The following is a 22,047-nucleotide window of genomic DNA, read 5'->3' on the forward strand; positions in this document are numbered from 1 at the left end:
GGATCGCTAGATGACCGCGCGGGCCGTTGCCGTGGCGGCGGCGGCGATGACCACGACGAACAGCAACCGCGCGTCATAGCTCAGCATCCTCGACGGCGCCTTGATCATGAGAGCGATCGCCGCGACGAGGATACCGACGACCCGTTCGTCGACGACGAGCGCGCGGCCGGAGCCGAACGTCTGCACCGCCACCAGCGCGGCCAGCAAAGCCGGCGCGAGTAATCCGACGACACCGGTGAACAGCGGGGGGAGCGGTCGGCCGCCCATCAGCACAGGGCCCACCGCCTTGATGGCGATCGTTCCCAGGCCCACGGCCGCAACGACGATCCACGTCGACGTCATCGCCGGAGCCCCAGAAGACACGCGGCGCTCGCGGCGATGATCGGGATCCCGGCCGGCGTGATGGGCGTGAGCGCGAGCGCGATCACCGCCCCGAAGAGCGCCGCCGCGATCGGAGTGCGACCGCGCAGCTGCGGAACGAGGAGGGCCAAGAACAGCGCGGGGAACGCAGCATCGAGTCCGAGGGTGGCCGGGTCGCCGAGCGCATCGCCCGCGATCGAGCCGATCGCGGTTCCGAGCACCCAGCTCGCGTAGAGAACGAGGCCGGCGCCGATCAACACGCGGCTGTTGAACCGCCCATCGCCCTCGGATGCGAGCGCCCACGACTCGTCTACGACGAGCTGGGCCCGCACGAGCCGCGACCACGACGATCCGGTGAGGTAGGGAGCGACCGAGACACCGATCGGTCCGTACCGAGCGTTCAGGAGGAGCGCCGCGGTGACCGCCGCGGCAACGCTGCCGGCGTCGCGGATGATCGAGACGGCCGCGAACTGCGCCGATCCGGCGAACGTCGTCGCGGACATGACGATCGGCGCGAGCCACCCGAACCCGGCGCTCCGCGCCAGGACGCCGAACGAGATCCCGAACCCGCCGACCGCGATTGCCAGTGGCAGAGCGGCGCGTGCGCCGTGCCGGTAGCCCCTCGCCTCAATACCGCGCTCCCTGCTAACAAGCGACGACCCCTCGCGCATCGTCGCCCGTTTCTTGCTCTGCCGGGTCCGCGGACCTAGCTCGTCTCGGCTCGTCTCCAGTCCCCGGCCCTCCGCGAGTCGGCGCCGATGGCGGTCGCCGCCAAGCCAAGGATCCCGAGAGCGGACGGTGCGGCGATCCACGTCCAGCCTGCCATCCACGCCGCCACCGTGCCGACGAGAACCGATGTCATGGCCAAGCCGGCAAGCCCTTCACGTCCCGCCCGTCGCGATGCCGTCACGGCCGACCTCGTCGAGATGGGTCCAATATGCAGGCCAATCAGCTTGCGCTCCGTCCATCTCGAGGCGGATAATCCGCCCACTCAGCGGACCACTCCATGGCCAATCGGGCCAGATTGGATCGAAAGCGTGGCTACAGCGCAGTCCGGGTTCGGGTTCGGGGGAACGAGCCTCGTGCCGTCGCTCGCGGGATGGACGTCGATGGGCTCCGGGCCGCTGTACCGCCGCCTGGCCGAGGCGATCCGCGGTGCCATCCGACGCTCCGAGATGCCCAGCGGCACGCGTCTTCCGACCGAGCGCGCGCTCGCCGTCGAGCTCTCCGTGAGTCGGAGCACGGTGGTCGCGGCGTACGACCTGCTCCGCGAGGAGGGGTGGCTCGAGAGCCGCCAGGGGAGCGGCACGTGGGTGCGCCGCCACTCGTCCGTCGTTCGGTTCGGAGAGGACCGTGCGGGGTTTGTCGGTCGCGCCACCGCGTCGTTCCGCGCGCTGATCGAAGGGCCCGGCGAAGGGGTCGAGTTCACCTGTGCCGCGCTGACCGCCGGCGACCTGTTTGCGGGTCCGGCCATGGCTCGGGCGCTCGAGGACCTCGACCGGGCCGCTCGCGACGGGATCGGCTATGAGGCGATCGGGTACGCACCGCTCCGCGCTGCGATCGCCGATCACCTCACTCGACGGTGGTCGATGCCCACGACGATGGACGAGGTCATCGTCACGACGGGTGCGCAGCAGGCGGTAGGGCTCGCCGCGGCGCTGTACGCGCGCCCCGGTGACGTTGCGCTCGTCGAGGATCCCACGTACCTCGCGGCGATCGACATGTTCACGGCCGCCGGGCTTCGGTTGCTCCCCATTCCGATCGGTGTCCAAGGCGTTCGCGCCGACCGGCTTCGTGACGCGGCGATCGCGAGCTCACCCCGCCTCGCATACCTGATGCCGACGTACCACAACCCGACCGGGGCGCTCATGCCTGCACGCGAGCGGATCGAGATCGCGGCCGCGGCGAACGAGCTCCAGCTCCCGATCGTCGAGGACCTCACCGTGGCCGACCTCCCGCTCGGCGACGAGCCACCGCCGCCGATCGGCGCGTTCCAGGGCGACGTTCCCGTGCTGACGATCGGCTCGCTGTCGAAGCTCCTCTGGGGCGGTCTCCGCATCGGATGGATCCGAGCGCCAGCTCCGGTCGTTCAGCGATTGGCTCGCATGAAGCTCGTGACCGATCACGGGACGTCGACGGTGAGCCAGATCGTCGCGCTCCACCTGATGGACGATCTCGACGCCATCCGTGCACGACGGCGAGAGACCGTCCGCGAGCGGAAGGCTATGCTCGAGGGGCTGCTCGGGGAGTGGCTGCCCCGGTGGACGTGGGATCCGCCAGACGGCGGGCTGTGCCTGTGGGTTCGGATCCCCGTCGGAGACGCGACGTCGTTCGCGCTCACCGCGACGCGTCACGGTGTGACGGTCGTGCCGGGACCGATGACGTCCGTCGATGGGAAGTTCTCGGATCGGATCCGACTGCCGTTCGTTCTCGATCCCGATGCGATGCGCGACGGCGTCGAGCGGCTCGCCTCGGCGTGGCGCGAGTACGAGGCCGAGGCCGACGGCGCTCCGCGCGCCGTTCGCATCGTCGTCTGAGCGGCGTCGCAGCCCGGTCGCGCTCGCGGCGCACGGGTCCCCGCACGCTGCCTCGACGGATCTCGGAACCCCGCGATACTGTCGGACGCATGCGCGCGCGGGTCGTTGTCTTGCTCGTCTTGATCGCCGGGAGCCTGGCGTGGGTCGGAACGCGGGCGCTCTCGGGCAATCTCGTCTACTACGTGACACCGACCGAGCTGTTGCAGCAACGGCCACCCGCGGGCGAGCGGCTTCGTCTCGGCGGCCAGGTTGTCCCGGGCTCGGTTCACCAGAACGGTGACGGCGTCGACTTCATCGTCACCGACGGAACGACCAGGATGACCGTCGTCCATGAAGGTGGCACCCCCGCGCTGTTTCGAACCGGCATCGGCGTCGTCCTCGAGGGCACGTTCGGCAACGACGGTGCGTTTCACTCCGACACGATGTTGGTCAAGCACGGCGAGGAGTACCGGCCGCCGGCCCCGGGCGAGACTCCTTCCCCTGCCCTGATCGGCTGACGTGGCCGCGTTCGTCGGAACGGTCTCGCTGGCCATCGCCCTCTCGCTCGCCGCGTACGGCGCCGTCGCTTCCGTCGTCGGGGCTCGGCGTCGCAACGCGTCGCTCGTCGAGAGCGCGCGCACGACCGCGTACTCGGTGCTCGCGCTCGTGGCCGTGGCGAACGGCGCCATGTTCGTGGCGCTGCTCTCGAACGACTTCTCGGTGCGCTACGTCGCGACAAACTCCAGCGTGGCCACGCCCACGTTCTTCAAGGTCCTCGCGCTGTGGTCAGCCGACGAAGGCTCGCTGCTGCTGTGGAACCTCGTGCTCGCGGGGTTCGTGGCGATGGTTGCGTTCCGGTTTCGAGCGCGCAGGCCCGAGACGTTTCCGTGGGCCATCGCGGCGATGTACTGCGTCGTGGCCTTCTACCTGCTCTTGGTGCTCGGGCCCACGACACCGTTCCAGACCCTCGCGTCGCCTCCGGCCGACGGCCGGGGACCACTGCCGCTGCTGCAGAACCATCCTCTGATGGCCGCGCATCCGCCCTTCCTGTACCTCGGGTTCATCGGGTTCACCGTCCCGTTCGCGTTCGCCATGGCCGCGCTCGTCACCGGGCGAGTGAGTGACGAGTGGATGCGGATCACGCGCAGGTGGACGCTCGCGGCGTGGATCTTCCTGACGATCGGGCTCGTCCTCGGCGCGCTGTGGTCCTACGGAGTCCTCGGATGGGGTGGCTACTGGGCGTGGGATCCGGTCGAGAACGTCGCCCTGCTGCCTTGGCTGACCGGCACCGCGTTCCTGCATTCGGTGATCGTGCAGGAGCGGCGCGGCATGTTGAAGGTGTGGAACCTCTCCTTGATCGTCGGCACGTTCGCGCTCACGGTGCTCGGCACGTTCCTCACGAGGGGCAGCATCCTGGCATCGGTCCACGCGTTCGCCGAGTCCATCGTCGGGCCGCTGTACCTCGCGTTCCTCACGCTCGTGCTGCTCGTCGGGTTCGGCCTCATCGCGTGGCGACGCGACGCGCTTCGATCGGAGGCTGCGTTCGACACGCCGTTGTCACGCGAGAGCGTGTTCCTGGGCAACAATGTCTTGCTGCTGGCGATCACCGGGACCGTGCTCGTCGGAACGATCTACCCGCTCCTGGCCGAGGCCGTCCGGGGCACCAAGGTTTCGGTCGGTGGTCCGTACTTCAACCGCAACACGGCGCCCGTTGCGCTGCTGCTGCTGTTCCTCATGGGCGTCGGCCCGCTGTTGCCGTGGCGCGCGGCGTCGGCCTCGGCGATCGTCCGGCGCCTGCAATGGCCTGCGTGGGCGGCAGCCGGGACTGCGGTCGCGCTGGCCGTCGCCGGTGGAGGAACCACCGCGACCATCGTGTTCGCGCTCGCCGCGTTCGTTGCAGTGGCTACGGTGTCGGAGATGGCGCGTGGGGTGCGCGCGCAACGACGCGCACACGCCACGTCGTGGACGGAAGCGACGTCGTCCGCCATCGCACGAAACCGACGGCTGTACGGAGGGCTCGTCGCCCATCTCGGCGTGCTGTTGATGCTCGTCGGCGTGGCGTGGGCGGCGATCGCCGATACGTCGGCCGAGGTTGCGATCGCCCGAGGCGAGCGCAGACAGGTCGACGGATACGAGATCCGATTGGATCGGATCTCGTCTCGCGAGGAACCTCACCGCCGCATCGTCCTGGCGCACCTGACGGTGTTCGACAAGACGGGCGACGAGGTGGTCCGGCTGCAGCCTTCGCTGAACTTCTACCCCGCATCGTCGGAGCCGATCGGCACCCCGTCGCTCCGCGTCGGAACGCCGTGGAACGGACTCCGCGACCTGTACTCGTCGTTGGTCGCCGTCGACCCGGAGACCGCGTCGGCGACCATCCGGTTCATCGTCAATCCGGGCATCGGGCTGCTGTGGGCGGGCGGTTTCGTCACCGCGGCGGGTGGTCTCCTGGCAGCGTTTCCCTCTCGGCGCCGGCGCGTACCCGCGCCGGAGCCGGCGCACCCTCGCGTCCGCGAGGAGGTGCACGTGTGAACGCGCGTCGCTGGCGCGTCGTTGCGTTCGCCGCCGTTCCGGTGCTTGCGGTGGTGCTTCTTCTCGCGTCGGGTATCGGCAACGACCCGCGCGACCTTCCGAGCGAGCTCGTGGCGAGGCGCGCGCCCTCGTTCTCGCTCCCGTCGCTCAGAGGTGACGAGACGATCTCGTCCGCGGATCTGCGCGGTCAGGTCGTCGTGCTGAACTTCTGGGCGTCGTGGTGCGTTCCGTGCCGAGAGGAGCACGGCGCGCTGGACGCCGCATGGGACCGCTACCGCGAGCGGGGTGTCGTGGTGCTCGGCGTGAACGTCGAGGACGCGCGCCCGGACGCGCTCCAGTACGTCGAAGAGCTCGGCCCGAGTTGGCCGCTCGTCACCGATCCCGGATCGCGGACGTCGATCGCGTTCGGCCGGTTCGGCGTCCCCGAGACGTTCGTCATCGCGCCCGATGGGACGATCGTCGCCAAGATGGTCGGCGCCGTCACGTACGAGTGGCTGGTCGACACGATCGAGCGTGCGCTCCGATCCGAGGCCACGTCGTGAAGCGCGCGGTCGCGTTGATCGCGGTTGCCATCGCCGTCGCTATCGGCGCCACGATCGTCGCCGGAGGCGACGATCCCGGAACCGGAACCGTCGCCGACCGAACCCGCGGCATCGCGGCCGGCCTGCGCTGCCCGGTCTGCTTGAACCTATCCGTCGCCGATTCGCCGTCGAGGCTCGCCGGCGAGATGCGGGCCGCAATCGCGTCGAGGGTCCGCTCCGGAGAGACCGACGAGGAGATCCGGGCGTACTTCGTGGACCGGTACGGGGAGTGGATCCTGCTGGAGCCGACGCGCCGCGGGCTGAACCTGCTGCCCTGGGCGCTCCCGGTCGTCGCCTTGGTTGCGGGGCTGGCCGTGTGGTTGGCGCTCGTCCGGCGCCGTCCACCGCGCGACGACATGGAAGCATCGCCGAGCGAACGTCGCCGGATCGAGCACGAGCTGCGCGGCCTCGAGGAGCCGACGTGACCCGGTCCGAGACATCGAATCGGGAGACTCGGTGAACCCGGTCATCGCCGCGCTGACGGTCGCGTCCCTATCCGCGGTCGCCGTGGCCGGAGTCGCCGCCGGTTTCCGGCGCCGCGATCCTGTCTTGATCGAGGGACCGGTGGATCCGCTCGAGGACCGGCGCCTCACGCTGCTTCGGTCGCTCGCCGACCTGGAGGAGTCATGGAAAAGCGGTGCCCTCGAGGAGACGGAGTACGTCCGGCTTCGCCGCGAGACCGAGGGAAGGATGGCGCGGCTGCTCCGACGGATCGACGCTCGCTCGATCGCCGCGCAGAGCTCGGCGATCACACGAGACGGCCGCCGAGCGAGCTTCCGTGCGGCTGTGAGCGATACGGCCACAAGCGACGGCGAGGTCGTCCCTGTTCCGGCCTCCGGACGGGTGCCACCGTGGGTCGTGGCCGTGCTGCTCGTGGCCACCGTTGGGTCCGTGGTCGTGACGGGGTTGCTACGCGACGCGGAACCGGCGGCGTCGCCCGCGGCGCCGAACGCCGCGGGCGATGACCCGTTCGCCTTCTTCGAGGACCGCGTCGAACGCCAGCCAAACGACGTCGCCGCGCGACTCGACCTCGCACATCGCTACCTGGACGCCGGTCGTATCGAGGAGGCACTCGCCGAGTACGCCGTTGTGCTCGAGCGCGATCCCGACGACGCCGAAGCGAACGCGCACGTCGGCATGATCCTGTACCTCTCCGATCGTCCGGATGATGCGATGAACTCGGTGGATCGGGCCCTCGAGACCGCGCCGAACTACCCCGAGGCGCTGTTCATCCGGGGCGTCATCCAGCTTTGTGGGCTCGACCGGCCCAATGCTTCGATCGCATCGTTCGAGCGCTACCTCGAGGCGGCGCCGTTCGGTGCGGAGCGCCCGATCGTCCGGGACCTCATCGCCGATGCCGAGCGAGGCGCTACGGCCCGGTGCCGCTGATCCATAGGACTCGCTCAGACCCGGCGTCGCGCGGCGACAGCTTCGGCGCGCTCGCGCGCGCGCCGCGCACGGACGAATAGCCGCAGCGCGTACCCGCCCAGCGCCACCGCTGTGATCGCGTATCCGGCCACGACGTAGCCGATGTTCGATTCCATCAGCGCGCGGCCTCCTCGACCTCGCCGAGCCGCGGCGACAGGGCCTCGCGCGCTGCGCGCTCCTCGATTCGCCCGACGCGGAGGCGAACCGCCATCAGGTACGCGTACACGATCGTGAACGCGCCGACGGCGACCAGCAGAGCGGTGAGCATCGAGCCCTCGATCTGAGGGCCGCCGAGGCGCAACACCGTCGACTGCTGGTGGAGCGACCGCCACCACACCACCGACAGGTGCACGATCGGCACGTCGACGAACCCGACGATCCCGATCACGGCCGACCACCGGGCGCGTCGCGTTGGGTTGTCAGTGATCCGCCGAACCGCGAGGTAGCCGATATAGATCAGCAGCAGCATCGCCGTCGTCGTCAGCCGCGGGTCCCACGTCCACCACGTCCCCCACACCGGCTTGCCCCACAGGGCGCCGAGGACGATGGCCAGCGCCGTGAACAACACGCCGATCTCGGCAGAGGCCGCTGCCACGCGATCCCATCTCGTCCGGCTGGTTCGCAGGTAGGCGACGCTCGAGACGAACACCACGAAGAACGACAGGTACGCGAGCCACGCGGCGGGGACGTGCACGTACATCAGCCGCTGCACCTCCCCCTGTAGCGCGTCGGGCGGCGCGACGACGAGCGACAGCGTCGCGCTCAGGCCGAGCGCGAGTAGCGCCGCGACGCCGAGCAACCGTTCGCCGCTCCGAGATGTCGCCGTTCCAAGCCCGCGCGCCGCGATCTCCACCTCAGTCCTCCATCAGGAAGCCGAACACGAGCACGCCGAGTGACAGGAATACGACGTCGAACGCGACGAGGAGGCCAAGCCACCCGATCGCCTCGTCGGTGCGTCCCGTGGCGGCGAGATCGGTGGCCCGAACGCCGGCGACGAGCACCGGCGTCACCAGGGGAAGGACGAGGGTGGGGAAGAGCGCCTCGCGCGTTCGCGCGGCCTCCGCGAGCACGCCGAACAGGCCGCCCACTGCCGCGAGCCCAACCGCCCCGAGCCCGAACGCGGCGGCCAGCACGAGTGGACCGCGCACCGTGAGGTCAAACAGCACGACGACGAGCACCAGCGCACACGCGACGAGCAGCAGAAGTTGCAACGCGACAGCGGCGGCCTTGCCGAGGAACACCGCGGCCTTGTCGATCGGCGCGAGCAGCAACCCCTCGAGCGCGCCGTCCTCGCTCTCGATCTGGTACGCGCGTCGGGCGGCGATCACCGCCGCGAACAGGACGGCCATCCACAACAGGCCCGGCGCCGTCCGCAGGAGCACGTCGCGGCCCGGCCCGAACGCGAAACCGAAGGAGATGAGCAACGTGGCGGCGAAGGGGAGCAACGTCGCAAGCGCGTGTTTGGCCCGGATCTCGGCGCGAACGTCCTTCGCGGCAATCGTCGCTGCGTGACGGAGGAGCCTCATGGCTCCCCCTCGCGAACGATGCGTCCCCCGTCCATGAACAGGACCCGGTCCGCCAACCCCCGCTGCATCGTGTGGTGCGTCGCGACCACGACGGCGCGACCGTCGCGCGAGGCCTCGCGGATCAGATCGTCGACCGCGTGGTGCGCCTCCGCGTCGAGGCCGGTATAGGGCTCGTCGAGCAAGAGGATCTGCGGGCGCCGTAAGAGGGTCCTCGCCACCGCCACGCGCTGCCGCATGCCCTGCGAGAAGCCGTGCACCCGTTCGCCTGCCACCTCGAGGAGCCCCACGCGGTCTAGCGCCCCCTGGATGTCCGCCCCGTCCACGCCGAGGAGCCGGCACCAGAACCGGAGGTTCTCAGCCGCCGAGAGGTCCTCGTACAGGCGTGTTCTGTGAGACATCAGGTCGGTGTGGCGACGGATCGCGTCGCGCTCGCGGACGAGGTCGTACCCCAGCACGGAACCGTGTCCGTACGTCGGGGAGAGCGCGGTCGCCATGATCCGAAGGACCGTCGTCTTGCCGGCGCCGTTCGGGCCGCGGAGCACCAGCACTTCACCGGGTGCGACGCGAACGTCGGCGCGGACCAGGGCCGGATTCGCGCCGAACAGCCGCGTGACGGCGTTCAGCTCGACGGCCGTGACGGCGCTGCGAGCGCGCTTCTCGTGGAGGTCGTGCACGGACCCCTTTGTAGCACCCACGCGCGACGCGCCGCTCCGACGGTGTCGGAGGAGAGGCGGGGACGCCGGCTGGCTACCCCAGCGCCACTACAATCGGCCTGCCGGGATGTGGCGCAGTCTGGTTAGCGCGCGGCGTTTGGGTCGCCGAGGTCGCCGGTTCGAATCCGGCCATCCCGACGGATCGTCGCAACGATCCGCGGCCGGGGCGGGCTCAGAAGCCGCCGAGACCGTTGCGGCGCAACGTGAACCCCGAAATCTCATCGTGGCGCTACTCTGGCGCCATGCGCCTCCGCTCGTTCTGTGACGAACTCCCGCTCGGCACAATTCGCCGGATGCTGTCGGGGCTGCCGGAGGCACGCGGGTACGACGTCGTCGTGAGGCCCTTGCGGTATCGGGAGAAGCCGCACCTTGCCGCACAGACCGACTTCGGCGAGCGCACGATCACGCTCCAGGTTCCCGAGCCCTTCTACCCGTTCGGCGAGGTCGTGGCGTTCGGGGCCAAGCGCCGGGCGAGCCGGTCGATCCGGTTCATCTGGCTGACCGAGGGCGTGACGTTCCGGACGGCGCGCGAGGTGCTCAGGTTCCTGTACCTCCACGAGTGGATGCACTGGTACCTGCACGTCCACCACGGACGCGGCGGCTCTGCGGAGACGACGTGCGACCGATTCGCCCTGCTGAACTACAAGCGCAGGGTGGTCACGATGGCCGACGCCGAGGCGGCGCTCCGCAGAGTGCCGGCCGAGCCGTCTCGGCCGACGGGCGCCGTTGCCGCTCGCCGTCGCATCGCGCGGTAACCGCCCCGCTCGCCCGGCGTCCCATCACGGGAACGAGAGCGCCGCTCGGTCGAGGCCTTTGATCGTGTGCTCGATGTCGAACCCGAACCCGACGCGGAAGCCGTTTCCGAGCCCGAACATCTCGCCGGGAACCAGCAGCACGCTCTGCTGCGTTCGGATGCGATCGATCAGATCCCGCGAGCCGATCGGCAGGTCGTACTCGACGTAGGCGATGGCGCCGGCCTTCGGGCGCACGTACGTCAGCGCCGATTGCCCGGCGATCCATTCCTCGAGCCTCGAGAGGTTCGTCCGAATGATGCCGCGCGTCCGCGCCAGGAGCTCCTCGCGTCGAGCGGGCTCCATCGCGATCTGAGCGAGCGAGTCCGAGAGCATGCCAGGCGTGAGCGTCGTGTAGTCGTGCCGGATCCACAGCTCGGCGATCGTCTCCTGTGACGCGACCGCCCATCCGACCCGCAGACCAGGAAGACCGAACGCCTTCGACAGTCCGCTCGTGACGATCACCCGATCGGAACGTCCCCAGAACGTCGGCGTCGTCCGGTCCGTGTCGACCTCGGCCCCCCGGTAGATCTCGTCGGCGACGATCCATGCGCCCACGCGTTCGGTCGCGCGAACGAGGGCATCCATCTCGTCGGCGGTGAGCACATGGCCCGTCGGGTTGTTCGGGTTGCACACCATCACCGCCTTCGTCCGCGGACCGATGGCGCGCTCGAGCGCGTCGACGTCGAGGGACCATCCGTCGCGGCCGGGGACGAGACCGAACGTGCCAGTTGTATCGCCGAAGTGACGGCCGAGGCCCCAGCCCTGCAGATAGTTCGGAACCATGAACGCCAGACGGTCGCCGGGTTCGAGCAACGACCACAGGGCGACGAGATTCGCCTCCGATCCGCCGTTCGTGATCGTCACGTTCTCGACGCCCGCCCCGTCGTACCACTCCGCGACGAACGCACGCGTTCGTTCCGAACCTTCGGACAGCGGATAGCCGAGCCTCGTGTCGAGGAGCGCTCGCCTCGCGTCGTCATCGCGGAGCAGCTCGTCGAGGGAGAGCGGTGACACGCCGCTCTCCGACAGGTCGTACTCGACCTCGTGCCAGTACAGCGACTGCAGCCGCTCCATCTCGAAGACGTCGATGGTCGCCAACCGGTTCTCCCTTCGCGCGGCGCGACGCTACCAACGCCGCCTCCTCCAACGCAATGCGGTCGCCCGACGCGCGTGGGCTATGCGCCGCGCGCCGAACGTAATCGCCCGACGACGTCGTTGTGCAGCACGCCGTTCGTCGAGAGCACGCTCCTGCCGTGCGCGAGTGGAGATCCGTCCAGCTGGCTCATGGTCCCGCCCGCCTCCTCGACCACGACTTCGACCGCCGCCCAGTCCCACGTGTTGAGCTCGCGCTCGACCATCACATCGGCCGAGCCGCGCGCGACGAGCATGTGCGCCCATGCGTCGCCGAAGCCGCGAGTGCGCCGCGCCTCACTCATCAGTTTCTGCACCCCGCGCGCGTTCGGCCCGTCGAGCCAGTCCGCCATCCCGCCGAACAGGACGAACGCTCGCGACACCGAGTCGATGCGCGAGACGTGGATCGCGTCGCCGTTCAATCTGGCGCCTAGGCCTCGCGCGGCCTCGTAGCGCTCGCCGATCGCGGGCATCGACACCACGCCGACGACCGGAACGTCGTCCACGGCGAACGCGATCAGGGTCGCCCACAGCTGCACGCCGTCGGCGAAGTTCTTCGTGCCGTCGATCGGGTCGACGATCCAGCGGCGGGATGCATCCCCCTCCGATCCGCCCTCCTCGCCGAGGACGCCGTCGCGGGGGAACCGCGCGTGCACTGCAGCGCGGATGGCCCTTTCGATCGTGATGTCGGCTTCGGTGACGGGGGTCCGGTCGGCCTTCTCCCGAACCTCGAACGACCGGCCGAAGTAGGACAACGCGATCCCGTCAGCCTCGTCGGCGAGTTCGTTGGCGAACGAGAGCTCGTTCTCGTACATCGGCGCGGAGCCTACCGTCGGCCGCTTCCGGTCACGTAACCGGGGTATCGGGCCGGACTGCTAGATTCGATGTTCGGATGCAGACGACCGTCGAAGAGACCGACAAGCACAAGGTAAAGCTCACGATCGAGGTTCCGCCGGATGATTTCGGAAGGGATCTCGATCGTGCGTATCGCAAGGTCGCGCGACAGGTCAAGATCCCCGGTTTCCGCAAGGGCAAGGTTCCGCGGCAGGTCATCGACGCCCAGATCGGGCGGGACGCCGTCCTCGGCGAGTTCCTCGAGGAATCCGTTCCGACGTACTACCGTGACGCGATGCGGGAGAACGACCTCGCGCCGATCGCACAACCGGACATCGATCTCCAGCAGGTCGAGGAGGGCAAGCCGCTCGTCTTCACGGCGACGGTCGAGGTTCGGCCGCGGTTGCGGTTCGAGGACGCCGACTACAAGGGGATCGAGCTCGACCGCCCGACGAGCGAGGTCACGGACAAGGACGTCGATGCGATGGTCGACTCACTGCGCGAACGATTCGCCGAGCTCGAACCCGTCGCCCGTCCGGCGCACGACAACGACTACGTCGTCATCGACATTCGCGCCAGCGTCCACGGCCAGGACGTGGCCGACGCGACACGCCAGGACTACCTGTACGAGGTTGGATCCGGGGAGTTCGGTCCCAAGCTCGACACCGAGCTCGAGGGAAAGCGCGCCGGCGAGATCCTCAAGGTGAACGACGTGCTTCCCGAGCGCTTCGGCGACGAGGCTGGGCGCGAGGTGTCGCTCCAGGTGTTGGTGAAGGACGTGAGAGCCAAGAAGCTCCCTGCGGCCGACGACGAGTTTGCCAAGACCGCCTCCGAGTTCGACACGCTGCACGAGCTCCGGGCCGAGCTCGCCAAGCAGATCGCCCAGAGCAAAGATCGCGCCGCCGACGGCATCATCCGCGACGCGGCCCTGGGCGCGCTGATCGAACGGACGAGGGTCGACCTGCCCGAGAGCCTCGTTGACGAGGAGATCGGGCATCGCGTGAGCCACGCGCGCGAGCGGGCGGAACGGGCAGGCACCACGCTCGATCAGTTGCTCGCGTCGCAGGGCTTCGACGAGCTTCGGTTCCGCGCCGACGCGCGGCAGCACGCCGAACGCGCGATCATCGCGGACCTCGTCCTCGAGGCCATCGCTCGCGCCGAGGACATCCAGGTCACTCCCGAGGAGCTGGCCGGAGAGATCACAGGACTCGCCGCCGCGCTCGGACGCGAACCGAAAGAGGTTGCGAAGACATTGGAGAGTAGCGGTCAGATCGCATCATTGGCCGGTGATATCATCCGCTCCAAGGCGCTCGACATCCTCATCGAGCACGCGAACATCCGGCTCAAGGAGGACGGGATCCCGTCCGACGCTTCCAATGAGCCCTCATCAGAACCGGAACGAGACAAGAGGGAGACGCCATGAAGGACTACCTCGTCCCCGTCGTCGTCGAGCAGACCGCTCGCGGTGAGCGTTCGTTCGACATCTACTCGCGTCTGCTCAAGGAACGCATCGTGTTCCTCGGCACGCCGGTGGACGACAACGTCGGCAACCTCATCATGGCGCAGCTCCTGCACCTCGAGTCCGAGGAACCCGACAAGGACATCAACCTGTACATCAACTCGCCGGGTGGGGACATCACGGCGCTGTTCGCGATCTACGACACGATGCAGTACGTCAAGTGCGACGTCTCGACGACCGTGATGGGACAGGCGGCGTCGGCGGCCGCGGTGCTGCTGCTCGCCGGCACGAAGGGCAAGCGGTTCGCGCTGCCACACTCCCGCGTCCTGCTTCACCAGCCGCACGGACAGGCAGGTGGGCAGGCGGTGGATATCGAGATCCAGGCGAGGGAGATCATCCGGTACCGCCAGCTCCTTGATCAGCTGATCGCCGAGCACACCGGCCAGCCGCTGGAGAAGGTCGGCAAGGACACTGACCGCGACTACATCCTCACCGCGCAGGAAGCGGTCGAGTACGGGATCGTCGACGAGGTCATCACGACCCGCAAGTTGAAGCCGGAACTCGCGGCGGCGGCCGCCGGCGCATCGTAGGATTCGACGGCTAACCAGGCCGGGCGGGGACTCGGCCGTTCGTTCAGGGGGACGGGGGCATGGCGAGGATCGGCGACTCGGACCTGCTGAAGTGTTCGTTCTGCGGCAAGTCCCAAAAGCAGGTCAAGAAGCTGATCGCCGGGCCCGGCGTCTACATCTGCGACGAGTGCATCGATCTCTGTAACGAGATCATCGAGGAAGAGCTCTCCGAGACCTCGGAGCTGAAGCTCGACGAGCTGCCCAAGCCGCAGGAGATCTACGCCTTCCTGGATGAGTACGTGATCGGACAGGAGACGGCCAAGAAGGTCCTGTCGGTCGCCGTTTACAACCACTACAAGCGAATCCAGGTCGGCGCCAAGGACAACGAGGTCGAGCTCCAGAAGTCCAACATCATGATCCTCGGTCCGACCGGCTGCGGGAAGACGCTCCTTGCGCAGACGCTCGCGCGGATGCTGAACGTCCCCTTCGCCATCGCCGACGCCACCGCGCTCACGGAGGCCGGCTACGTCGGCGAGGATGTCGAGAACATCTTGCTCAAGCTGATCCAGGCCGCCGACTACGACGTCAAGAAGGCGGAGACCGGGATCATCTACATCGACGAGGTCGACAAGATCGCCCGCAAGAGCGAGAACCCGTCGATCACTCGTGATGTCTCCGGTGAGGGCGTGCAGCAGGCGCTCTTGAAGATCCTCGAGGGAACGACGGCGTCGGTTCCTCCGCAGGGCGGCCGCAAGCACCCGCACCAGGAGTTCATCCAGATCGACACGACGAACATCCTGTTCATCTGCGGCGGCGCCTTCGCCGGGCTCGAGAAGATCGTCGAGAGCAGGATCGGAAGCCGCGGGATCGGGTTCGGCGCAGACGTTCGTCGTGTCGAGGACAAGGATCTCGGCGCGATCCTGCACCAGGTCCTTCCGGAAGACCTATTGAAGTACGGGCTGATCCCTGAGTTCGTCGGGCGTCTTCCCGTCATCACCAACGTGCACAACCTCGACAAGCAGGCGCTCATCGACATCCTGACCAAGCCGAAGAACGCGCTCGTGAAGCAGTACCACAGGTTCTTCGAGTTCGACGGCGTCGAGCTCGAGTTCACCGACGACGCGCTCGACTCGATCTCCGATCAGGCGATCCTCCGCGCAACCGGAGCGCGAGGGCTGCGCGCGATCCTCGAAGAGGTGCTGCTGAACACGATGTACGAGCTCCCGTCGCGCAAGGACGTCACCAAGTGCGTGATCGACGGCGAGGTCGTGCGCAGCAAGGTCAACCCCACGCTCGTGCCGGTGAAGGAGCCGAAGCGGCGCGAGCGCCAGGAGCGCACGGCCTAACGTCGTTCAGGCCAGTTCGCCTCGTATCTTCTCCAACCGCTCGAGTTCGCGTCGCGCACCGCTTCGTTCGAGATCCCGGGTGGCAGCGACGAGCACGGACCGCGCGTCGTCGAGGCGACCGGAGGACACAAGGGCATCGGCGAGATCGAGCTCCGTCACCGCACGCTCCCACGCCGCGCCGAGGCTAGCGAAGGCCTGACGAGCCTGCTCGAGCATCGACACCGCGTCGTCGACGTCGTCCTCGTGAAGGGCAGCGCGGCCTTCGAGGCGGTCGAGATGCGCCGGGAGCGCACGCAGGCCCGCCCGCTTCGCGAACGAGCGCGACGCGGCGAGGAACTGCGGGACCTCAGCCCAGCGCCCCTGTTCGGCGAGCGTCACCGCAACGACCTGGTCGCGCAGCGGCCGTCTGAGCTCCGTGTGGCTAGAACGGAGACGCTCGAGGAGCTCGTTCACCTCATGCTCCGAGCCCTGCCTCGTCAGGATCCAGACCAGCCAGATCAGGGAAAGCGTGGGCCATTCGCCGGCCTCGGCGCTCTCTGCATGCCGGCGAAGCAACCCGAGGAGTTCCATGGCGCCGGGGTCTTCGCGCGCGGACAGCACCAACGCCGCCGAGCCGAACACATGCGCGGTGAAGTAAGGCGGGTCGTCGAACCGTTCGCCGAGCAGGGTGCGGACCCACGGCAGAATTTCGGCCACCACGGCGGACCAGTTGCCGAGGGCGAACTCGGCGAACGCGCGCCACGACAGACCGTGGAGCTCCATACCGGGTGCCTGGCCCCTCGTGGCGGCTGCCGACCGTTCGGTCATGCGGACGGCCTCGTGGTAGTCGCCGATCATGGCGAACGTCCAAGCGGCGACGTCGAACATGTCGCCGAGCTCCCACGGATCCTCGAGGGCATCTGCGAGCTCAAGACGACGGCGGATGTTCGGGACCGATGGACCGTAGAGACCGCGAACCCACCACGCCGTCCCCGCGCCGTCCAGGCTCGCCGATTCGAGATCGGGTCGCCCGAGCCGCCGCGCCATGTCGGCCGCCCGCTCCCCGTCGGCTGCGGCGTCGTTGCACTCGTCGTCGGTGATGTCTCGGCGTGATCCGAACGCGTACGGAACGAACGCCCGGGCCAGCAGCAACCGCACGTGTACCTCGCTGTCGTCCTCGCCGACGTTCTCGAACCCCAGATCGAGATACCGCCGGACCTCGGGCTCTGTAGGTAGGCGCTTCATCGAGCCGGGCCACCGCATCGGTGCCTCGACGGCAAACGCACACACGCGCGCGATCGCCATCGGATCGTCCGGCGCGTCGGTGGCGCGCAGATTGGCTGCCTCGCCGAAGGAGGTAAACGCCAGGTCGCCCCGGTAGTCGTTCAGCGCCACTCTGCCCGTCTGCTCCAGAGCGATCGAGCGATCGTGCGGTTGCGTCGCGATCGCGAGCGCTCGCTCGGCCAAGGCGGCGGCCTTCCCGACGGCGAAACGGCGTCGAGCGTTCTCCGAAGCCTCCATCAGCGCGGCGAAGGCCTTCGCTCGCAGATACTCCAGCGATCCAGCGTCGGTCTGCGGATCGTCTCGGCGACCGCGATGTGCCTCCTCGTAGTGGTAGGCGAGTAGCTCGGCGAACTCGTCGCGTCGCTCGCCCGCGGTCGATTCGATCCATTCGGCGACCGCCGAGTGCGCCTTCGCCCTGTCGCGCCGCGGAAGGCTTTCGTATGCGACGTCTCTCGTCAGGATGTGCTTGAAGATGAACTCGGGCTCGCCGGCGATAGCCGACGTCAGCCTGCTGGAGACGAGCTCACGTACCTCGAGCCTTTCGAGCGTGTCGCGGACACGGTCACCATCACCGTTCAGCAGCCGTCCGACCGGCCCCGGCCAGAACACCCGACCGACCACGGCCGCTCTCTGGAGCGCTCGCTTCTCGACCGGATCGAGGAGATCGATCCTCGCGGCGAGCACGCCCTGAACCGTGTCCGGGATCTCTATGTCGTCGATGTCCGCAGCGGCGCGCCACCGGTCTCCGTCGCGGATGATGCGTCCCTCGTCGATCAGATGTCTGACGATCTCCTCCAGGAAGAATGGATTGCCTTCGGCGCGCTCGAGGATCCGCGCGTGCACCGCGGCGGGAAGCTCCTCCACCGCGAGGAGGAAACCGACCAGGATATCGGCGTCGTCGCGAGACAGTGGTTCCAACGAGATCGACGACACGTTGCGCTTGCCGCCGCCCCAGCCCGGACGCTGATTGGTCACTTCCGGACGAGCAGGACACACGAATACGACGGGCCCGACCACGCGTTCGGCGAGCTCGTCCAACAAGTCGAGGAGTGCTCCGTCGGCCCAGTGGATGTCCTCTATGACGGTGATGACGGGCCCTCGTGCGCCGAGTCCTGAGAACAGCGAGCGCCAAGCCGCATGGATCTTCGCGCGGACCTCGCGCGGTTCGACGTCAATGAACGGGAACTCCGGATCGTTCACGCCTACGGTGTATGCGAGAGCCGCAGTGGCCCTGCGCGCGTCGCTGACGACCTCTGGCGTGAGCAATTCGTCGCCGAGCGCGCGGATCCTCGCCAGCGTCACCTCGGGTGGATCGGTGTCGCGAACGCCGGCGAGTCCCTTCAGTATCTCGGCCAGCGGCCAATACGTGACGCCTTCGCCGTAGGGGAGACAGCGACCGCGAACGACAGTCGGCATAGGTTCACGGCGCTCGCTGTCGGTGACGAACTCCGCGGTGAGACGGCTCTTGCCCACGCCGGGATCGCCGTAGATCGTCACGAGGTGGGACCGACGTTCCGCGGACGAACGCTCCAACAACGTGCGAAGTACTGCTAGCTCTTGCTCACGCCCAACCATAGGCGCGCGGAGGCCGGGAACGCCGCGTTCGGGTCGCTCGGGCGCCGCCTCCTCGAGCACAACTGCGGGCACCGGCCTCTCGCGGCCGCGGACATCGTGCTCGGTCGGCTCGCGGAATCGGAACCCACGCGCGGCGCGGGCGGTGCGTTCGGCGACCACGATGGTGTCCGGTTCTGCGGTCTGTTCGAGGCGGGCGGCGACGTTCACCGCGTCCCCGGTCACCATGGGCTCGCCGGGTTTCGGTTCCGTCGCAGCCAGGACCTCCCCCGTATTGACGCCGATCCGTACCTGCAGTACGACGCCGAACCGCTCGTCGAGATCGGCGTTGACTGCTTCGAGCCGCCGCTGCATCCGAAGAGCCGCACGGAGCGCACGAGCGGGATCGTCCTCGTGCGCGGCCGGCACGCCGAACGCCGCCATGACCGCGTCGCCGATGAACTTCTCGACGGTGCCGCCTTGGCCCTCGATCTCCTCACGCATCGCGCGGAAGTAGGTCGATAGGACTTCCTGGAGGCGTTCGGGATCCAAATGCTCGCCGAGCGCTGTCGAGCCGGTCACGTCGGCGAACAAGATCGTGACCAGGCGACGTTCCTGACCCACCGGTACGTCTGACTCGACGAAGGCGCTGCCGCAGCTCGGGCAGAACCGCGCGGCGGGCGGCCGCTCGGCGCCGCAGACGGGACAAGCCGGGACGAGGGACGAACCACACGACACGCAGAAGCGTGCGCCGTTCGGGTTCTCCGATCCGCACCGCTGGCAGGTCGTCACGGGCCGAGTGTAGGCGCGGGCCGGACGTGATCGTGGGCCGAGACCGATATGGCGGTCGATAGACTCGCAGCGTGAGCTCGACGAGCGAAGCCGGGGCGCGGACGAGGACCGTTCCCGACAAGCCCAGCCTGGACGGCCTCGAGGCGAAGTGGGACGAACGCTGGGAGGCCGAGGGCACGTACCGGTTCGACCGCTCGAAGTCGCGCCAGCAAATCTATGCGATCGACACGCCGCCCCCGACGGTCAGCGGAAGCCTCCACGTCGGTCACGTGCTGTCGTACACGCACACGGACCTCGTCGCGCGCTTCCACCGGATGCGGGGCGACGAGCCCTTCTATCCCATGGGATGGGACGACAACGGTCTTCCCACCGAGCGGCGCGTTCAGAACTTCTTCAACGTCCGGTGTGATCCGTCACTCCCGCACGACGCCGACTTCGATCCGTCGGGTTTCCAACCGCGGGAGGAGACGATCCCCATCTCGCGTGGCAACTTCATCGAGCTGTGCGAGCGCCTCACGGCGGAGGACGAGAAGGCGTTCGAGGCGCTGTTCCGCCGTCTCGGGCTCTCGGTCGATTGGACTCAGACGTACACCACGATCGGGGACGTCGCTCGAAGGGCGTCACAGCGCTCCTTCGTCCGTCTCGTTCGTGACCGTCAGGCGTACACGGCCGAAGCGCCCACGATGTGGGACGTCGATTTCCAGACCGCCGTCGCCCAGGCGGAGATCGAGGACCGGGAGGTGGAGGGGCGCTACTTCCGCGTCGCGTTCGACCGGGAGGACGGAACCGGTTCGGTGGATATCGAAACCTCGCGCCCCGAGCTGATTCCCGCGTGCGTGGCCCTCGTGGCGCATCCGTCAGACGAGCGCCACTCGCAGCTGTTCGGTTCGACGGTGGTGACGCCGCTGTTCAGAGTGCCCGTTCCCGTCGTCGCCCACCAGCTCGCCGACCCGGACAAGGGCACGGGCATCGCGATGATTTGCACGTTCGGCGACGTGACCGACGTGACGTGGTGGCGCGAGCTCGGTCTGGCCACCCGGGTCGTGGTGCGGCGGGATGGAACCATCGCACCGGGGAGGTTCGGCGAGCCGGGATGGGAGTCGCTCGACCCGGAGGGGGCGAACGCCGCGATGGCAGAGCTCGCGGGGAAAACGGTCAAGCGGGCGCGCGGGCGGATCGCGGAGTTGCTCGCCGACGCGGGCAAGCTCGCCGGCGAGCCGAGGTCGATCCGGCATGTCGTGAAGTTCTACGAGAAGGGCGAGCGTCCGCTCGAGATCATCACCAGCCGGCAGTGGTTCGTGAAGACGATCGAGTTCCGCGACGAGCTACTCGCACGAGGCCGCGAGCTGCACTGGCACCCTCCGTACATGGGTGCTCGCTACGAATCGTGGGTCAACGGATTGAACGGCGACTGGGCGGCGAGTCGGCAGCGCTTCTTCGGCGTGCCGTTTCCCGTGTGGTACCGACTCGACGAGCGGGGGGAACCGGATCACGGGAATCCCATCCTCGCGGACGAGGCGTCGCTTCCGATCGATCCGGCCGACGATGTCCCGCCCGGGTACACGCCGGGACAGCGCGGCGTGCCGGGAGGGTTCGCGGGAGATCCCGACGTCATGGACACCTGGGCGACGTCGTCGTTGTCGCCCCAGATCGCGGGGCGATGGGAAGACGATGCCGACCTCTTCGCGCGCGTCTTCCCGATGGACCTGCGTCCTCAAGCGCACGACATCATCCGCACGTGGCTGTTCTACACGGTCCTGCGTTCGCATCTTCAACATGGCTCTGTGCCGTGGAGGCACGCGACGATCAGCGGGTTCGTGCTCGATCCCGAACGAAAGAAGATGTCGAAGTCCAAAGGCAACGTGGTCACGCCGATCGAAGTGTTCGAGCGGCACAGCGCTGACGCCGTTCGGTACTGGGCGGCGAGCGCTCGTCTCGGCATCGACGCCGCGTACGAGGACGACCAGATCCGGGTGGGCCGAAGGCTCGCCATCAAGATCCTGAACGCCTCGCGGTTCGCCCTGGGGTTCGAGGCCGAAGACGGTGCGATCACGGACTCCCTGGACCGGTCGATGCTCAGGCGTCTCTCCGAGGTCGTCGACGAGGCCACTCAAGCGTTCGAGGACTACGAGCACCAGCGCGCGCTCGACGTCACCGAGCGGTTCTTCTGGGGGTTCACCGACGACTACGTCGAGCTCGTGAAGAGCCGCGCGTACGGGTCGCACGGGGAGGAGGCCGCCGGCTCAGCCGTGGCGTCGCTCCGTCTCGCGCTCGACGTGCTGCTTCGGCTGTTCGCGCCGGTGCTGCCGTTCGTGACTGAAGAGGTCTGGTCGTGGTGGCGTTCGGGTTCGATCCACCGGTCGTCGTGGCCGACGGCCGGCGAGCTCGCCGAGGCATCGGCCGGTGGTGACGGCGTCGTCTACGACGTGGCGGCGTGGGTGCTGGGCGAGGTTCGCAAGGCGAAGGCACTGTCGAAGCGCTCGCTGCGAACCGGAGTAGACCGGGTCATCGTCCGCGATGGCGAGGCTCGGCTGAAGCTGATCCGTGGAGTGGAACGCGACGTGCGTGAGGCGGGGAACGTCGCGGTGATCGACTACGTCGATGCCGCCGAGCCGTCCGTCGAGGTCGTTCTCTCGCCGGAAGGCTGATCAC

The 22,047-nt window shown here is 68.4% G+C and carries 21 protein-coding genes and 1 tRNA gene; 12 read left to right on the forward strand and 10 right to left on the reverse strand.

What is annotated here, in order from left to right; genetic code table 11:
• Window positions 1–6 precede the first annotated feature (6 nt).
• The 3 genes from VFA08_07085 to VFA08_07095 are packed head-to-tail and all read right to left on the reverse strand — an operon-like array spanning window position 7 to window position 1,270.
• Window positions 7–342: an AzlD domain-containing protein gene (locus tag VFA08_07085; protein ID HYZ13357.1), complete on the reverse strand. Its 336-nt coding sequence runs from the start codon at window positions 340–342 to the stop codon at window positions 7–9.
• Entirely contained in the window at window positions 339–1,031 is a 693-nt protein-coding gene (locus VFA08_07090) for an AzlC family ABC transporter permease (GenBank protein HYZ13358.1), read from the reverse strand. Before VFA08_07090 ends, VFA08_07085 begins: the two co-directional genes overlap by 4 nt.
• Before the next feature lie 35 nt (window positions 1,032–1,066).
• Complete coding sequence (locus VFA08_07095; protein ID HYZ13359.1) at window positions 1,067–1,270, reverse strand: hypothetical protein; 204 nt, start codon at window positions 1,268–1,270, stop codon at window positions 1,067–1,069.
• Window positions 1,271–1,397: 127 nt separating this feature from the next.
• Here VFA08_07095 and VFA08_07100 point away from each other — a divergent pair, with 127 nt between their 5' ends.
• The 6 genes from VFA08_07100 (at window position 1,398) to VFA08_07125 (ending at window position 7,378) form a co-directional block, all read left to right on the forward strand.
• Window positions 1,398–2,897: a PLP-dependent aminotransferase family protein gene (locus VFA08_07100; protein HYZ13360.1), complete on the forward strand. Its 1,500-nt coding sequence runs from the start codon at window positions 1,398–1,400 to the stop codon at window positions 2,895–2,897.
• 89 nt (window positions 2,898–2,986) lie between these two features.
• The gene (locus tag VFA08_07105) at window positions 2,987–3,394 is read left to right on the forward strand and encodes a cytochrome c maturation protein CcmE (protein ID HYZ13361.1); all 408 of its coding nucleotides are present in this window, start codon (window positions 2,987–2,989) and stop codon (window positions 3,392–3,394) included.
• A 1-nt stretch (window position 3,395) separates the two neighbouring features.
• Window positions 3,396–5,408 carry a heme lyase CcmF/NrfE family subunit gene (locus VFA08_07110; protein HYZ13362.1) on the forward strand — a complete coding sequence of 671 codons (2,013 nt, stop codon included), beginning with the start codon at window positions 3,396–3,398 and terminating at the stop codon, window positions 5,406–5,408.
• Window positions 5,405–5,950: a TlpA disulfide reductase family protein gene (locus tag VFA08_07115; protein HYZ13363.1), complete on the forward strand. Its 546-nt coding sequence runs from the start codon at window positions 5,405–5,407 to the stop codon at window positions 5,948–5,950. The genes VFA08_07110 and VFA08_07115 overlap by 4 nt, the downstream gene beginning before the upstream one ends.
• Window positions 5,947–6,414: a cytochrome c-type biogenesis protein gene (locus VFA08_07120; GenBank protein HYZ13364.1), complete on the forward strand. Its 468-nt coding sequence runs from the start codon at window positions 5,947–5,949 to the stop codon at window positions 6,412–6,414. The genes VFA08_07115 and VFA08_07120 overlap by 4 nt, the downstream gene beginning before the upstream one ends.
• Before the next feature lie 31 nt (window positions 6,415–6,445).
• Window positions 6,446–7,378 (forward strand): tetratricopeptide repeat protein, encoded by a 933-nt coding sequence (locus VFA08_07125; protein ID HYZ13365.1) that lies wholly within the window; start codon window positions 6,446–6,448, stop codon window positions 7,376–7,378.
• Between the two features lie 14 nt (window positions 7,379–7,392).
• Here the strand turns inward: VFA08_07125 and VFA08_07130 are convergent, their stop codons facing one another.
• The 4 genes from VFA08_07130 to ccmA are packed head-to-tail and all read right to left on the reverse strand — an operon-like array spanning window position 7,393 to window position 9,617.
• The gene (locus tag VFA08_07130; protein HYZ13366.1) at window positions 7,393–7,533 is read right to left on the reverse strand and encodes a hypothetical protein; all 141 of its coding nucleotides are present in this window, start codon (window positions 7,531–7,533) and stop codon (window positions 7,393–7,395) included.
• Window positions 7,533–8,270, reverse strand: a complete 738-nt coding sequence (gene ccsA, locus VFA08_07135) for a cytochrome c biogenesis protein CcsA (protein ID HYZ13367.1) — start codon at window positions 8,268–8,270, stop codon at window positions 7,533–7,535. The genes VFA08_07130 and ccsA overlap by 1 nt, the downstream gene beginning before the upstream one ends.
• 1 nt (window position 8,271) lies before the next feature.
• Complete coding sequence (locus VFA08_07140) at window positions 8,272–8,943, reverse strand: heme exporter protein CcmB (GenBank protein ID HYZ13368.1); 672 nt, start codon at window positions 8,941–8,943, stop codon at window positions 8,272–8,274.
• On the reverse strand, window positions 8,940–9,617 hold the full coding sequence (gene ccmA / locus VFA08_07145; protein ID HYZ13369.1) for a heme ABC exporter ATP-binding protein CcmA: 678 nt from the start codon (window positions 9,615–9,617) through the stop codon (window positions 8,940–8,942). Before ccmA ends, VFA08_07140 begins: the two co-directional genes overlap by 4 nt.
• 102 nt (window positions 9,618–9,719) lie before the next feature.
• Between ccmA and VFA08_07150 the strand changes: the two genes are divergently transcribed.
• Window positions 9,720–9,794 (forward strand) — tRNA-Pro (locus VFA08_07150).
• Between the two features lie 104 nt (window positions 9,795–9,898).
• On the forward strand, window positions 9,899–10,411 hold the full coding sequence (locus tag VFA08_07155) for a hypothetical protein (GenBank protein HYZ13370.1): 513 nt from the start codon (window positions 9,899–9,901) through the stop codon (window positions 10,409–10,411).
• Window positions 10,412–10,435: 24 nt separating this feature from the next.
• Here VFA08_07155 and VFA08_07160 read toward each other — a convergent pair whose 3' ends face one another.
• Window positions 10,436–11,548 carry an aminotransferase class I/II-fold pyridoxal phosphate-dependent enzyme gene (locus VFA08_07160; GenBank protein ID HYZ13371.1) on the reverse strand — a complete coding sequence of 371 codons (1,113 nt, stop codon included), beginning with the start codon at window positions 11,546–11,548 and terminating at the stop codon, window positions 10,436–10,438.
• Between the two features lie 77 nt (window positions 11,549–11,625).
• Window positions 11,626–12,396, reverse strand: a complete 771-nt coding sequence (locus VFA08_07165; protein HYZ13372.1) for an inositol monophosphatase family protein — start codon at window positions 12,394–12,396, stop codon at window positions 11,626–11,628.
• 77 nt (window positions 12,397–12,473) lie between these two features.
• Here VFA08_07165 and tig point away from each other — a divergent pair, with 77 nt between their 5' ends.
• From tig to clpX, 3 genes are read left to right on the forward strand one after another with little or no spacing between them, the layout of a single operon-like run.
• A complete protein-coding gene (tig, locus tag VFA08_07170; GenBank protein HYZ13373.1) occupies window positions 12,474–13,838 on the forward strand; it encodes a trigger factor in 1,365 nt (454 codons plus the stop codon).
• A complete protein-coding gene (locus VFA08_07175) occupies window positions 13,835–14,464 on the forward strand; it encodes an ATP-dependent Clp protease proteolytic subunit (protein ID HYZ13374.1) in 630 nt (209 codons plus the stop codon). The genes tig and VFA08_07175 overlap by 4 nt, the downstream gene beginning before the upstream one ends.
• A 59-nt stretch (window positions 14,465–14,523) precedes the next feature.
• The gene (clpX, locus tag VFA08_07180; protein ID HYZ13375.1) at window positions 14,524–15,789 is read left to right on the forward strand and encodes an ATP-dependent Clp protease ATP-binding subunit ClpX; all 1,266 of its coding nucleotides are present in this window, start codon (window positions 14,524–14,526) and stop codon (window positions 15,787–15,789) included.
• A gap of 6 nt (window positions 15,790–15,795) precedes the next feature.
• Here clpX and VFA08_07185 read toward each other — a convergent pair whose 3' ends face one another.
• Window positions 15,796–19,395 carry an adenylate/guanylate cyclase domain-containing protein gene (locus tag VFA08_07185; GenBank protein ID HYZ13376.1) on the reverse strand — a complete coding sequence of 1,200 codons (3,600 nt, stop codon included), beginning with the start codon at window positions 19,393–19,395 and terminating at the stop codon, window positions 15,796–15,798.
• A 71-nt stretch (window positions 19,396–19,466) separates the two neighbouring features.
• Between VFA08_07185 and valS the strand changes: the two genes are divergently transcribed.
• Window positions 19,467–22,043 carry a valine--tRNA ligase gene (valS, locus tag VFA08_07190; protein HYZ13377.1) on the forward strand — a complete coding sequence of 859 codons (2,577 nt, stop codon included), beginning with the start codon at window positions 19,467–19,469 and terminating at the stop codon, window positions 22,041–22,043.
• Window positions 22,044–22,047: the final 4 nt, after the last annotated feature.

This window comes from Actinomycetota bacterium (genome assembly GCA_035640355.1).
GTDB lineage: Bacteria > Actinomycetota > UBA4738 > UBA4738 > HRBIN12 > CALGFI01.

Bases quoted from the DNA above. Each gene is read 5' to 3' on its own strand.
- VFA08_07085 (HYZ13357.1), bottom strand. From the start codon at position 342: ATGACGTCGACGTGGATCGTCGTTGCGGCCGTGGGCCTGGGAACGATC.
- VFA08_07090 (HYZ13358.1), bottom strand. From the start codon at position 1,031: ATGCGCGAGGGGTCGTCGCTTGTTAGCAGGGAGCGCGGTATTGAGGCG.
- VFA08_07105 (HYZ13361.1), top strand. From the start codon at position 2,987: ATGCGCGCGCGGGTCGTTGTCTTGCTCGTCTTGATCGCCGGGAGCCTG.
- VFA08_07130 (HYZ13366.1), bottom strand. From the start codon at position 7,533: ATGGAATCGAACATCGGCTACGTCGTGGCCGGATACGCGATCACAGCG.
- VFA08_07140 (HYZ13368.1), bottom strand. From the start codon at position 8,943: ATGAGGCTCCTCCGTCACGCAGCGACGATTGCCGCGAAGGACGTTCGC.
- VFA08_07155 (HYZ13370.1), top strand. From the start codon at position 9,899: ATGCGCCTCCGCTCGTTCTGTGACGAACTCCCGCTCGGCACAATTCGC.
- VFA08_07165 (HYZ13372.1), bottom strand. From the start codon at position 12,396: ATGTACGAGAACGAGCTCTCGTTCGCCAACGAACTCGCCGACGAGGCT.
- tig (HYZ13373.1), top strand. From the start codon at position 12,474: ATGCAGACGACCGTCGAAGAGACCGACAAGCACAAGGTAAAGCTCACG.
- VFA08_07175 (HYZ13374.1), top strand. From the start codon at position 13,835: ATGAAGGACTACCTCGTCCCCGTCGTCGTCGAGCAGACCGCTCGCGGT.
- clpX (HYZ13375.1), top strand. From the start codon at position 14,524: ATGGCGAGGATCGGCGACTCGGACCTGCTGAAGTGTTCGTTCTGCGGC.